11 protein-coding genes are annotated in these 13,602 nt (G+C 47.1%); all 11 read right to left on the bottom strand.

All coding sequences use genetic code 11. The features are described 5' to 3' along the window. Positions 1-114 precede the first annotated feature (114 nt). Positions 115-1,074 carry an ABC transporter permease gene (locus EL268_RS12635; RefSeq protein WP_106653509.1) on the bottom strand — a complete coding sequence of 320 codons (960 nt, stop codon included), beginning with the start codon at positions 1,072-1,074 and terminating at the stop codon, positions 115-117. After that, on the bottom strand, positions 1,074-2,147 hold the full coding sequence (locus tag EL268_RS12630) for an ABC transporter permease (protein ID WP_106653508.1): 1,074 nt from the start codon (positions 2,145-2,147) through the stop codon (positions 1,074-1,076). Before EL268_RS12630 ends, EL268_RS12635 begins: the two co-directional genes overlap by 1 nt. Continuing rightward, positions 2,140-3,681, bottom strand: a complete 1,542-nt coding sequence (locus tag EL268_RS12625; protein ID WP_106653507.1) for an ABC transporter ATP-binding protein — start codon at positions 3,679-3,681, stop codon at positions 2,140-2,142. The genes EL268_RS12630 and EL268_RS12625 overlap by 8 nt, the downstream gene beginning before the upstream one ends. Before the next feature lie 93 nt (positions 3,682-3,774). Further along, positions 3,775-4,821: a BMP family lipoprotein gene (locus tag EL268_RS12620; RefSeq protein WP_106653506.1), complete on the bottom strand. Its 1,047-nt coding sequence runs from the start codon at positions 4,819-4,821 to the stop codon at positions 3,775-3,777. A gap of 57 nt (positions 4,822-4,878) precedes the next feature. Then, positions 4,879-5,604 (bottom strand): GntR family transcriptional regulator, encoded by a 726-nt coding sequence (locus EL268_RS12615; protein WP_015891694.1) that lies wholly within the window; start codon positions 5,602-5,604, stop codon positions 4,879-4,881. A gap of 241 nt (positions 5,605-5,845) precedes the next feature. Next, positions 5,846-8,224, bottom strand: a complete 2,379-nt coding sequence (locus EL268_RS12610) for an FtsK/SpoIIIE family DNA translocase (RefSeq protein ID WP_106653505.1) — start codon at positions 8,222-8,224, stop codon at positions 5,846-5,848. A 222-nt stretch (positions 8,225-8,446) separates the two neighbouring features. Next, a complete protein-coding gene (locus EL268_RS12605) occupies positions 8,447-8,677 on the bottom strand; it encodes a YlzJ-like family protein (protein WP_047067802.1) in 231 nt (76 codons plus the stop codon). After that, positions 8,674-9,498, bottom strand: a complete 825-nt coding sequence (locus EL268_RS12600) for a ClpP family protease (protein ID WP_106653504.1) — start codon at positions 9,496-9,498, stop codon at positions 8,674-8,676. Before EL268_RS12600 ends, EL268_RS12605 begins: the two co-directional genes overlap by 4 nt. A 123-nt stretch (positions 9,499-9,621) precedes the next feature. Then, positions 9,622-11,328 (bottom strand): ribonuclease J, encoded by a 1,707-nt coding sequence (locus EL268_RS12595; protein WP_211330243.1) that lies wholly within the window; start codon positions 11,326-11,328, stop codon positions 9,622-9,624. A gap of 115 nt (positions 11,329-11,443) precedes the next feature. Next, positions 11,444-12,310: a 4-hydroxy-tetrahydrodipicolinate synthase gene (dapA, locus tag EL268_RS12590; RefSeq protein ID WP_106653502.1), complete on the bottom strand. Its 867-nt coding sequence runs from the start codon at positions 12,308-12,310 to the stop codon at positions 11,444-11,446. A gap of 55 nt (positions 12,311-12,365) precedes the next feature. Continuing rightward, on the bottom strand, positions 12,366-13,592 hold the full coding sequence (dapG, locus tag EL268_RS12585; protein ID WP_106653501.1) for an aspartate kinase: 1,227 nt from the start codon (positions 13,590-13,592) through the stop codon (positions 12,366-12,368). Between the last annotated feature and the right edge of the window lie 10 nt (positions 13,593-13,602).

The raw sequence follows: 13,602 nt of genomic DNA, 5'->3' as shown, positions 1-13,602 counted from the left end.
ACAGACAATTTGCCAAAACGGATAGGACCGTTTTTTGCGGACTGCAAGCAGTCACAAAAATTATCGCACAGGGAAAGTGACAGGTTCTAGACGCTAAATTTTGTCAACGAATGATTAACGCGATCCCGTATCGTAAGGTTTGCCGAGGGCCGCTGGAGCACTGGATCGTCCTACCAGACCAGCCATCACGAGAATCGTCAGTACGTACGGAAGCATGAAGATAAATTCAGTAGGAATGTAATTGGTCAATCCGAAGATTTGGACCAAAGACTTGATCGCTTGAGCGACACCGAAGAACAAGGCTGCTCCCATCGCACCCGCTGGATGCCATTTACCAAAGATCAAGGCCGCAATCGCGATAAACCCTTGTCCGGAAACCGTGTTATGGGAAAAGTTACTGGTAGTCGTCAAAGAAATGGTAGCTCCACCCAATGCAGCCAGCATACCACTGATCATAACAGCCGTGTAGCGCATTCTCTTAACATTGATCCCTACTGTATCAGCAGCACGCGGATGCTCACCAACCGAACGCAAGCGCAATCCGAAAGGTGTCTTAAATACAACATACCACGTAAGGAAAACAGCAATGAAAGCTAAAAAGCTAGTAGGATACGCCTCAAAAATGGCATGTCCGATATACGGAATTTCACTCAATCCAGGAATACTGAATTTGTTAAACACAGCGGTCAATGTTGTTGTCTGACCTGCTCCATCGAAAATAATTTTGGTCAGGTAGATGGAAAGTCCAGCTGCCAAGAAGTTCAGGGCCACACCACTGACGGTCTGGTCCGCTTTAAACGTAACGGAAGCAACGGCATGCGGGAGTGCAAAAATAGAACCGGCAATCCCCGCTGCAATAAATCCGACCCACGGTGCCCAAGCACCTAGTGAATCTTGGAAAGCATAGGTCATTACGGCACCGGTAAAAGCACCGATAATCATCATACCTTCTAGCGCAATGTTCACGACACCAGAACGCTCCGAGTACAATCCACCCAGTGCGGCAAAAATCAAGGCAGTGGAAAACACGATGGTATCATGAACGAGGTTGCTGAGAATTAATCCCCAATCCATCAGTTTCCACCTTCCTTTTTCTTCATCAAGATCGGCTTAACGAAAATTTTCACGATGCCATGTGCAGCAACGAAGAAAATAACAGAAGCAATCACGACACGAATCAATTCAAACGGTACACCCGCACTAAACTGCATGCCGCTCGCACCGAATGTGAGAACCCCAAACAATATGGCAGCAAGGATAACCCCGAATGGTGTATTTCCGCCAATCAATGCTACCGCGATTCCATCAAAGCCATAGCCCGTATGCTGCGTCATAATCGCTTGATAGTGGAATACGCCCAAAATCTCAGTAGCTCCACCAATCCCTGCAAACATACCACCAATGAACATAGCCTTTACAACATTACGATTCACGTTCATACCAGCATACTCAGAAGCATGCGGGTTCAAACCAACGGAACGCAATTCAAAACCAGATTTTGTTTTCCAAAGAATGATATAGAAGAAAATAGCTGCGAGTACGGCAACCAGTGTACCCCAGTGCAAACGAGCATTGTCAAACATTTCAGCTAGCCATCCAATGGTAATGATCGCAGAATCCTTTACCTCTTCAGATGTTTGTTTGCCTGCTGGAATAAAGAAGGCATTCATGACCCAGTTTGCAAAGTAAAGAGCTACCCAGTTCAACATGATGCTGGTAATAACCTCATTGACACCACGGGCTGCTTTCAAATAGCCGGCAATAGCTCCCCACAAACCACCTGCTACAGCACCTGCAAGGATAGCCAGTGGAGCATGAATGATTGCTGGGAGGTCAAAAGAAACACCTACGACAGTAGAAGCAATCATCCCTACGATAAATTGGCCTTCTGCCCCGATGTTAAAGAGACCTGTACGGAAAGCAAACGCTACAGCCAAACCTGTAAAGATCAAAGGCGTAATTTGGCGAATGGTTTCACCAAAGTTATACGCGCTACCAAATACTTTTTTAATCAAAGCCGTATAGGCATCGATTGGATTAAATCCACCTGCCAGCATGGCAATTGCTCCAGTCAAAAGACCAAGAATGATCGCAACGGCAGGAACGAGAAACGATTCTTTCGTGAAGACCGCAATAACTCTATTCATCGTTTCCCCCTCCTTGCATTACTTTTCCGCCGGACATCATCAAGCCAAGCTCTTGCTCCGTTGTCGATTTGGCATCGACAATCCCCACAATGGCTCCCTCATAAATAACCGCAATCCGGTCGGACACATTGATAACCTCATCCAACTCCAAGGAAAGCAAGAGAACTGCTTTTCCCTGATCGCGTTGATCAATCAGTCTGCGATGAATGAATTCGATAGCACCTACGTCCAAGCCACGAGTAGGTTGAGCCGCAATGAGCAAATCCGGGTTCTTGTCCACTTCGCGGGCAATAATTGCCTTCTGTTGGTTTCCTCCCGAGAGCGCTCGTGCTGGCGTGTAAATACTCGGCGTCCGAACGTCGAATTCTTCGATAAGCTTGGCCGCATGCTTGTCAATGGCGCCATAATCAAGAAAACCGTTTTTGCAGAACGTTGGATGGAAGTACGTTTCCAATACCATATTTTCACTCATGGTGAAATCAAGAACCAATCCTCGTTTATGTCGGTCTTCTGGAATGTGCGACAATCCTGATTCCGAGATGTTGCGCGGACTTTGATTCGTAATTTCTTTGCCATTAAGAAGGACACGCCCACTTGTTGCTTTACGCAAGCCAGTTAATACTTCAATCAATTCACTTTGACCATTTCCGTCGACTCCTGCAATTCCGAGAATTTCGCCGGCGCGAACTTCTAAGCTGAGATTGTTCAGCGCATTCACACCGCGGTTACCCATCGCAGTCAAGTTCTCTACGGAAAGAATCGTATCTTTTGGTTTTGCTTCCGTTTTATCCACGCGGAAGTTCACTTCACGACCAACCATTTTCGCAGCCAAGTCGTCTGGATTCGTATCTTTTACCAATACGGAGTCAATGACTTTTCCTCGACGAATGATCGTAACCGCGTCACATACAGCCATAATTTCTTTCAGCTTGTGTGTGATCAGGATAATCGTCTTACCTTCTTTTACCAAGTTATGCATGATCTCGATAAGTTCATGGATTTCCTGCGGCGTCAATACAGCCGTAGGCTCATCAAAAATCAAGATGTCCGCACCGCGATAAAGCGTTTTCAAAATCTCTACACGCTGCTGCATCCCTACTGAGATATCCTGAATTTTTGCTCTCGGATCAACTTTGAGCCCGTATTGATTCGACAGTTTTTCTACCGCTTTCTCAGCGCTTTGAATATCTATCTTCAACCCGTTTTTCGGTTCATTTCCTAGCACAATGTTTTCCGTGACTGTAAATGTTTCTACGAGCATAAAATGTTGGTGAACCATTCCGATACCAAGTTCGTTTGCAATCCTTGGACTGGTGATCTGTACAACTTTCTCGTTAATCAGAATTTCGCCTTCATCCGGCTGGTATAGACCGAACAAGATATTCATGAGTGTGGACTTACCCGCGCCATTCTCTCCGAGCAGCGCATGAATTTCACCTTTACCTACTGACAGTGTAATACTGTCATTCGCAATAATGCCTGGGAACCGTTTTGTGATCCCTCTCATTTCAACCACTTTTTTTACCGAGTTCATGCATGCTCACCCCATTTTTCGGGTCTATTGTGAAGGTAAAGGACAAGGCCAGTAGCTCGAACCAGCCTTGTCCGTTTGCAGTTTCCTTAGTTTTTACTTGTCAGGAACTGTGATTTCGCCTTTAACAATTTTTTGCTTATATTCTTCAACCAGCTTCAGTACGTCTTCAGGAACGTTCTTCGTGGAAGTGTCAGCCAGACCTACACCGTTTTCAGCCAGTCCGAGCCATTGCACTCCGCCTTTGAATTTACCCTCAGACAGGTCTTTCGCTACACGAATAACTGCTTCGTCAACACGTTTTACCATGGAAGTCAATGTGATTTCGTCGCCGAAAGTCAGGGATTGGTCTTTGTCAACACCGATTACCCATACGTTCTCGCCTTTAGCTTTACGGTCTTTTGCTTCGTTGAACACACCGTCGCCTGTACCGCCGGAAGCGTGGAAGATGATGTCCACACCTTGACCGTACATGGAGGAAGCCGTGGATTTACCCATGTCTGGTTTGTCAAAAGCACCCGTGTAAACTTTAACGACTTGAATGCTAGGATCTACAGCTTTTACACCCGCTTCGAAACCAAGATCAAAACGTTTGATTACCGGGATGTCAACGCCACCCACGAATCCTACCTTTTTCGTTTTGGTCATTTTCGCTGCAACTACCCCAGCGAGGAAGGAGCCTTCATGCTCTTTGAAGAGTACAGATGCTACGTTAGGAGCATCTACTTCAGCGTCGATGATCGCCAGTTTTGCGACTTTGTTTTCATCTGCTACTTTTTTCAGGTGGTCACCCATCAGGAAGCCGATACCCCAAGTCAGATCCCAACCGTCTTTTACGAATTGAGTCAGGTTTGGTACATAGTCAGCATCTGATTTTGATTGCAGATAGTTTACGTTTTCTTTCGGGAGATTCAAATCGGTTTGGAGTTTTTGCAGCCCTTCCCAAGCACTCTGGTTAAAGGAGTTGTCGTTTACACCACCAACGTCTGTAACCATACCTACTTTGATAGCTTTAGCGGCTGGAGCGCCTCCATTGCTACCAGTTTGGCCTTGAGGCTGTGCTTCTGGTTTGCTTCCGCACCCAGCGAGAACGAGCGACAGGCTGAGTGTTGCCACAGAAAGCACGGATAGAACTTTCTTCATCTGAGATTACCCCCTGTTTTTAGTTGATGAAATTGTTGAGTGAGGTTGCCCCCACAGTTACAACCGTCTCCTCACGACATGAAAGTGAATTTTGTCAGCCCTGAAGTAATTATGGGAGTATAGCACTGGCTTTTCACTTTCGTCGTAATGAATCTGTTTGAGCAAGAGCATGGGAGCAGATTTATCGCAGTGCAGCAGGTTGGAAACCTTTTCATTGTAGCCCACAGGTTCAATATCAGCTACTGCGTATGCGATCCTTACCCCTGTTACGCTCTCCAGCCATTTGAAGATAGACTCTCCACTTGCCGCATAGCCCTCAGGCACCAGATGTGCAGGAATGCGGTCCACACAATAAACCACAGGCTCACCGTCAGCCGTTCGAATTCGCTCTACTATGAGAACGCCTTCACCCGGATTTAAGGCCAGCCGCTTCCTCTCTTCTTCAGCAGATTCGCCAAAGGATGTTTTCAGGATCAAGGTTCCTGCGGTATATCCTTGACGCTCGATTGCATCCGTCACACTAAAGAGTTCCCCAATCCCGCCTGAAAAAACAGGCTTTGAATTAATAAAGGTACCTACACCGTGTCTACGAATGACAATCTTCTCTTCCTCAAGAAGTCGGAGTGCCTCGCGAAGCGTCGCCCTGCTTACACCAAGCTGTTTGGATAGTTCGGCTTCAGAAGGGAGGCGTTCACCAGGACGAAGAAGTCCGGTTTCGATATCACTCTTGATCTTGTCCATTACCAAGAGAAACAGTGATCGAACATTCCCTTTGATGCTCATCATCATTCACTCCTGCTGTCCTTCAGCCATCCCAACAGGTAGGACGTCAGACCTCTGATTCGTATGAGACATAATATAACAACAATTTCCGTCAATCTCTTAAAAATTTTACATGAGGGGCGAGTATCATGCAAGCCAAATATTTATGAATAATAATGCAAAATGATTAATTTCGACAGGGATTTTTCTCCTAAAATAGGAAAAAAGACCCTGCCAGTATAAATTCTGGCAAGGCCTTCCATTATGAAATATTGCTTTCTATGGATGGACGTGGCAGTCGAACCTCACGAGGCTTGCTTCCCTCATATGGACCGACTACTCCTTGAGCTTCCATCATATCAATCAATCGTGCCGCCCGCGTATAACCAACACGGAGACGACGCTGCAGCAAGGATGCCGATGCCGTCTGGGCTTCTGAAACGATTTGGACAGCTTGATCGTACAGTTCATCATCCACGACTGGCTGCTGTTCCTCCTGCACGTCACCCGGGATCATCTCTTCATTGTAGCGAACCTCTTGCTGTTCTTTCACAAAACGAACGACCTCTTCTACTTCCTTGTCGGATACAAAGGCTCCTTGAACACGGGTCGGCTTGGATGCCCCCATCGGCAACGAAAGCATGTCCCCTCTACCAAGAAGCTTTTCCGCTCCTCCCATATCCAGAATCGTTCTGGAGTCAGCCATCGAAGACACGCCAAAGGCAATACGAGAAGGGATGTTCGCCTTGATCACACCCGTGATGACATCTACGGAAGGGCGTTGTGTCGCGATGATTAAATGAATCCCGGAAGCACGAGCCATTTGCGCAAGTCGACAAATCGCATCCTCCACTTCTCCCGGAGCTACCATCATCAAGTCCGCAAGCTCATCGACGATGACGACAATATAAGGAAGTGGCGTGCCTTCCACTTGCGCATTGTACATTTCAATGTTGCGGCTACCTGTTTTGGCAAACAAATTATAGCGCCGCTCCATCTCGGCCACGACTTTTTTCAATGCAACAGAAGCCCTTCTCGGGTCAGTGACAACAGGAGCCAACAAATGTGGAATTCCGTTGTACACATTCAGTTCCACCATTTTCGGGTCAACCATCATCAGCTTGACTTCTTCTGGCTTGGCCTTGAACAAAATACTCATGATCAATCCGTTAATGCATACTGATTTTCCGCTTCCCGTCGCACCCGCTACGAGCAAATGCGGCATTTTGGTCAAATCTGCTACGATCGGCTCTCCGGAAATATCCCGGCCAAGAGCAACGGTAAGCTTCCCTGGCGCATCTTGATACTCGGGAGCTTCCAACACTTCTCGTAGTGATACGACCGCTACCTCCGAGTTCGGAACCTCGATGCCAATGGCTGATTTTCCTGGGATCGGTGCCTCAATCCGGATATCTTTTGCCGCCAATGCCAACGCAAGGTCATCCGTCAAGCTGACAATCCTGCTTACTTTTACCCCTGTAGCGGGTTGAACTTCGTAGCGTGTAACAGCAGGTCCGCGATGTACTTCGGAAACCGTTGCATTGACGCCAAAGCTCTTCAGTGTCTGTACTAATTTTGCCGCATTTGAGGTATGATCGACGTCTTTACTTGTTGCACTCGCTTTGGGCCTTGCGAGCATTTGCAGACTTGGCAGCTCATACGGTATGGTATTTTGTTCTTCTCCGGTATCTATTGTACCGAAGATTTCTTCTTCTCCTTCGAGCGCAAACGTAATTTCCTGATTCGTTTTCGGTTGTGCAGCTCGCGCTGAATGACTAGGATTAATTTGTCCGTCATCCTCTTCCAGCGCAATGCGATCCGTAAAATCACGAATTAACGGGGCGTTCGGTTGCTGGACTTCTTCCTCCTGAATAGCAGGCTGTGGATGAGATTTTTGCTCTTTCAACGCCGTAACCGCGATGGCCTCATTCTCTGACTGCGATTGCTTTTGCTTGCGAGCCTCTTCGGCTTCCTTTGCTTCTTTCTTTCGCTTCTCGCTCTCTTCCTGCAAAAGTTGTACAGAGTCCTTCACTGTATCTTTCGCCTTTCCGTAAACCAAAGCCAGCTTGTCCTTGGCAAACATCAAAATGTTTACATAAGAAAGATTGAACAGAAACATCAGTCCCACAAGGAAAAGGAAAACAATCACGAGACCAGTACCAATTGTTCCAACAAGGCCATTTGTCACTGCAAAAAACAGGGCACCGATCATTCCTCCACCTACCCCGGTGGTGGACACTTTCTGACCATGATCGAGCCAAATTCTGTCCCATGTAACCTTAATAATGCTTTGCTCTGCAAATTTTCCATCTGCGGTAATTTGTTTGTACAAAATCATGTGATCCCAGGTCAAAATCGCCACACCAATGAGAGCTATCCCTAAGACGCGGTATGTAAGCTTCGGTGACTTTCTCGTAAACATCATATGTATGGCCATACCGATTAGCAGAACAGGAATGATAAAATCCCATGAGCCCGCAATAAACCGAAATAGAAGTGCCAGTACATTTTTGCCCAGCCATCCACTCTCCAATAGCCCGATCAAGGACAGCACGATGATCAGAAGTCCCAGCAGCTCTATTTTGACAACTGAGGCCAATGCCGCTTGTGAACGCTCTTTTTTTCTTCTACTCAATGGCACGCCTCCTCCTTGTCGTTACACTCGTTATGTACCGTAATGGTAAGAAAACCTCTATCGAGGCCTTTTTAACGTGGAGCGACCGCGTTTTAGCGGAAAGTTTCCATACACTCCGGAATTTCATTTATAAATTCCTCTTCGTTAAAAAAGGCAGCCGTCGCGTGTTCGGCTGCTGTTCGTACATTACTAGTATAACACAGGAAATTCATAGAAATACAGGACTTCTTAGGCGAGCCATTCAGGTTGAAACTGAATTTTTTGTCCGGGTGCGTACTGCTCCTTCAGGTAGTCTTGCGGATCTGGGCTAATCAACCTGACGATTTTTCCTTCAAACGGTCCGGTTTGCTCAATGAGCATTGTGGCATGACCTACCGCAATCTCTTTCAGCTCTTGTTTCTCCACTTGCTCCATGTTCTCAAACACCGTTTCCATCGGAATGATGGAGTATAAGATCATTGGAGTACACTCTCCTCGCCTTTTTGCGCTTTGATCAGTTCGTTCAGCTTTTTCAGAGCACTACCAAGGCCACCGACTTCATCAATCAATCCATATTTCACCGCATCTACGCCAATCACATTGGTTCCAATGTCTCGTGTCAATTCACCGGTTCGGGTCATAAGCTCACGGAACTTTTCTTCTGAAACTTTGGAGTGACGGGCAATAAAGCTTACTACACGATCCTGCATTTTGTCCAAGTACTCAAACGTTTGGGGCACACCAATCACAAGTCCCGTCAAACGGATCGGGTGAATCGTCATCGTGGCTGTTTCTGCAATAAACGAGTACGAACCAGCTACAGCGATTGGCACACCAATACTATGACCACCGCCGAGTACGAGTGTGACTACCGGTTTGGACAAGGAGGATACCATTTCTGCAATCGCCAAGCCCGCTTCAACATCCCCACCAACCGTATTCAAAATAACGAGGACACCCTCTATTTTGCTGTTTTGTTCTGCCGCAACCAATTGAGGGATGAGGTGCTCGTATTTGGTTGTCTTATTTTGAGGAGGCAGCTGAATATGCCCTTCTACTTGTCCGATGATGGTCATACAATAAATATTGCTTTCGAGCTGTGGGACGTTTGTCTGACCCAGTTGCGTAATGGAATCGAGCAGTTTTTTCTTCGGATCTTCCTGTGCAGGTGCTTCCGATGGTGGCGAGGCAGCAGGCTCCTGATCATTAGTTGGTGATTTTGGCTGGGATTCTTTCCTATTTACCGGTGTGTTTGCAAACGGCGGCCTATTTAAAAAATCGCTAAATTGTTGATTCGACATGGATGATCCTCCCTCACTTTCCTCTGTAGTATGGATAAGGGGAGGAAAAATCATGCGCCCATAAAGCCAAAAAAAGCCAGAAACCCTTTTTCGAAAGGATTTCCAGCTCTTTTTCAAGTGATCCTACACTTCCATGATAATCGGCAAGATCATCGGACGTCTGCGCGTTTGCTCGTACAGATAACGGCCTAATGACTCTTTTACGTTATTTTTTAGTGAAGACCATTCATTCACATTTTCTTCCATACATTTGACAAGTGTTTGGGTCACTATGCGATTTGCCTCATCCAACAACTCTTCGGATTCACGCACGTAGACGAAACCGCGAGAAATGATGTCTGGACCTGACAAAATCGTGCCATTTTGTTTGCTGAGTGTAACGACAACTACCAGTATGCCATCTTGTGACAGTAATTTGCGATCTCTAAGTACGATGTTTCCTACATCACCAACACCCAAGCCGTCAATCAAAACGTTGCCAGCATGGACTTTTCCACCGTAACGGGCCTTGCCCCCTAAGAATTCAACTGTATCGCCGTTATCCAGCAAGAACGTGTTTTCTTCAGGAATGCCAACCTGTTCAGCAAGTAAGGCATGCGTTTTCAACATGCGATATTCACCGTGAACAGGAATAAAGTACTTAGGCTTCATTAGGTTAAGCATTAGGCGCAATTCTTCTTGGCTACCATGACCGGAGACGTGGACGGTTCCGTTAGGTCCATGGCCACCATAAATGACATCTGCACCAATACGCGATAATTGATCAATTGTACGCGCCACGTATTTTTCATTCCCTGGAATGGGAGTGGCTGCAATAATAACTGTATCCCCTGGAAGGATGTCAATTTTCCGATGGGCGGATCGGGCCATCCGAGTGAGCGCGGACATAGGCTCTCCTTGGCTTCCAGTTGATAAAATAACGACTTGTTCAGCATTCAGCTTGTTGATTTCATCGATCTCAACAATCAAGCCCTCAGGGACCAACAAGTACCCTAAGTCTCTACTGATATTAATAACATTTTGCATGCTCCGACCGACAACCGTCAATTTACGGTTGAACTGTGCAGCAGCGTCCACCACTTGTTGAATGCGGTGAACATTTGATGCAAACGTAGAAACAACAATACGTCCAGATGCTTTACTGAACACATCCATGAGTGCTTTGCCCACTGAGCGTTCCGATCCGGTAAATCCAGGCCGTTCTGCATTCGTACTGTCAGAGAGCAAGCACAAAACGCCTCTGTCACCAATCATCGCCATTTTTGCCAGATCAGCTACCTGATTGTTAACAGGCGTTTGATCGAACTTGAAGTCTCCTGTATGAACGATGTAACCTTCTGGCGTATCCAGGCATACCCCTACACAATCCGGGATGCTGTGGTTTACGCGGAAAAAGGTCGCCTTCATCTTTCCGAGAACGACTTCCGAGTCGCTGTTGATCAATACGCGTTTTGTTTCATGTAGGATGCCCGCTTCTTTTAACTTTGCATCAATTAAACCAAGGGTAAGTTTTGTCGCATAAACCGGGACTTTCAAATGCTTCAGCACGTAGCTGAGGCCGCCGATGTGGTCTTCGTGTCCATGCGTAATAATAATACCCCGAACCTTGTCGCGATGTTCCTCCAAGTAGGTGATATCCGGAATAACCATATCAATCCCCAGCATTTCCTCTTCCGGGAACTTCAATCCGGCATCAATCACTACGATGTCGTCACCGCTTTGTACCACGTACATATTCTTCCCAATTTCGCCGACTCCGCCCAGGGCGAAAACGAGAACAGAGTGATTCGATTTTGCCAAAACGTGTAACCTCCTATATTTAGTTGTCATGTCCACTCAAAAAAACCGCCCCAAATCACTTGTTTTTATTATACCCGAAGTGAAATCATGAACACAAGGAAAAAGAGCCATCCCAGGTAGGAATGGCTCTTGATCTTCTATGGAGTTAAACAAGCAGAGAATGCACGAATGCTTTTTCTTGTTCGTTCAGCTCGACTAAAGGTAGTCGAACGCCGCCAACTTGAACCCCGAGCTTTTCTAAGGCGACCTTGGTTGGTCCTGGGCTCGGGTAGGCAAAGAGGCCTTCAAAAATCGGCAACAGCTTGCGATGGAGTCTTGCTGCCTCCGTATAGTTACCGGCAAAATAGGCGTCCATCATGTCTGTCATTGGGCGGCCAACTACATGACTCGCCACACTGACAATGCCCACCCCACCGATAGACAGGATCGGCAAGGTTAAGCCATCATCACCACTGTACAGCTCAAAGCCTTCCGGGGCATGCTCAATGATTTGCGCCATCTGCGACAAATTGCCGGAGGCTTCCTTGATGCATACCACATTGGGCAGTTCCGCCAAACGAAGTGTCGTTTCGGCAGTCATATTGACTACGGATCTTCCTGGCACATTATACAGCATCACGGGCAGCTCGGTCGATTCCGACAATGCCTTGAAGTGTGCGTAAAGTCCTTCCTGTGATGGCTTGCTGTAATAAGGAGCAACGACCATGACAGCATCTACGCCAATGGATTGTACAGCTTGGGTGAACTCGATGCTTGATGCTGTATCATTACTGCCTGTTCCCGCAATGATGTGGCATCTTCCTTTTGCATAGGAAACCACGTGACGGAAAAGATCGAGCTTCTCCGTACGAGATAAAGTCGGTGATTCACCCGTGGTACCACTCAGTACAATTCCAGTTGTGCCATTAGCAATCAAATGGTCAATCAGTCGCTCTGTTTTATCGTAATCGACCTGTAGCTGCTCATTAAAAGGCGTTACCATAGCGGTAACCAGTCGACCAAAACGTGCCACTACCTCTCCAACTCCTCTTATCGTGATCAGTAGGTATTTAAGTCAGGATATGCTCTTACATATGTTGAACATGCAGGTTGAACTGCTGATGAAGCGCACGAACAGCCTTCACCATATCCATTTCATGCACGAGTACCCAGATGGTAGTATGAGAGTCTGCCGATTGAAGAATTTGAATGTCTTCTTGGGTAAGTGCCTCCACGATTCTCGCCATCACGCCGGGTACGCCCGTCATTCCTGCACCAATCACGGACACTTTTGCGCAATGCGGCAAAAGCTGCGGCTCGTATCCCATTTCCGTTAACAGACGAGCAGCTTTTTCTCCCATTTCATCATGGACCGTGTAAGCAACACCCATTGGGTTCACATTGATGAAATCTACGCTGATGTTATTGGTTGCCATCGTTTTGAAGACTTGCAGCTGTGTATCGTAAGACCCTTCTTTGTTCGCGACCTTGATCTGAGTAATGTTTGGTACATGAGCAATTCCCATAACGACTCTGTCGTGTACAGTGTAGCCCATTTTCCCGATCTCCAGCATAGTCGTAACAAGTGTACCGGGGTCGTCCGAAAACGTAGAGCGAACACGAATCGGCACGTTTGCGTGCATCGCGATCTCCACCGCTCTAGGATGAATAACTTTTGCACCCAGGTGAGCCATGTTGCAAATCTCCGTGTAGGTCACCATGCCGAGCCGCTGCGCTTCTTCGACGATACGCGGGTCCGCCGTCATGATGCCTTCCACGTCGGTGAAAATATCCACCGTTTCAGCCTTCAAGGCGACACCGAGAGCGGTTGCAGTCGTATCGCTTCCGCCTCGTCCCAGTGTCGTAATTTCCCACTCGGCTGTGCGTCCCTGAAACCCTGGAACGATCACAACTTGACTTTCCTGCAAGTCCTGCAAAATGCGACCTGGATCGATCGACATAATTTGTGCATTCGTAAAGTCGTCGCTGGTCACTATATTTGCCTGACCGCCTGTCAAAATCGTAGCTTTAATTCCTCGTGCATTCAGCATGCTGCACATGACTGTTGCAGAGATGATTTCTCCGGTATGCATCAGCATATCCATTTCTCGACTTGGCAGTTGGTTCCCATTCGCACGAACCAACTGCAAAAGTGTATCGGTTGCGTATGGATCACCTTTGCGCCCCATCGCCGATACGACAACGACGAGGGCATAGCCCTCATCAATTGCTTTTTCCATATGGTAGATTGCCCGCATCCGGCAATCCTCCGTCGTCAAGGAAGAACCACCGAACTTCTGGACGAGAATCTTCACTAACCTCTCC

Origin of the sequence: Brevibacillus brevis (assembly GCF_900637055.1) — a bacterium.
GTDB classification, from domain to species: Bacteria; Bacillota; Bacilli; order Brevibacillales; family Brevibacillaceae; genus Brevibacillus; species Brevibacillus brevis.
The sequence above is the reverse complement of the archived record's forward strand: the minus strand, read 5'-3'. Positions and strand labels throughout refer to the sequence as shown.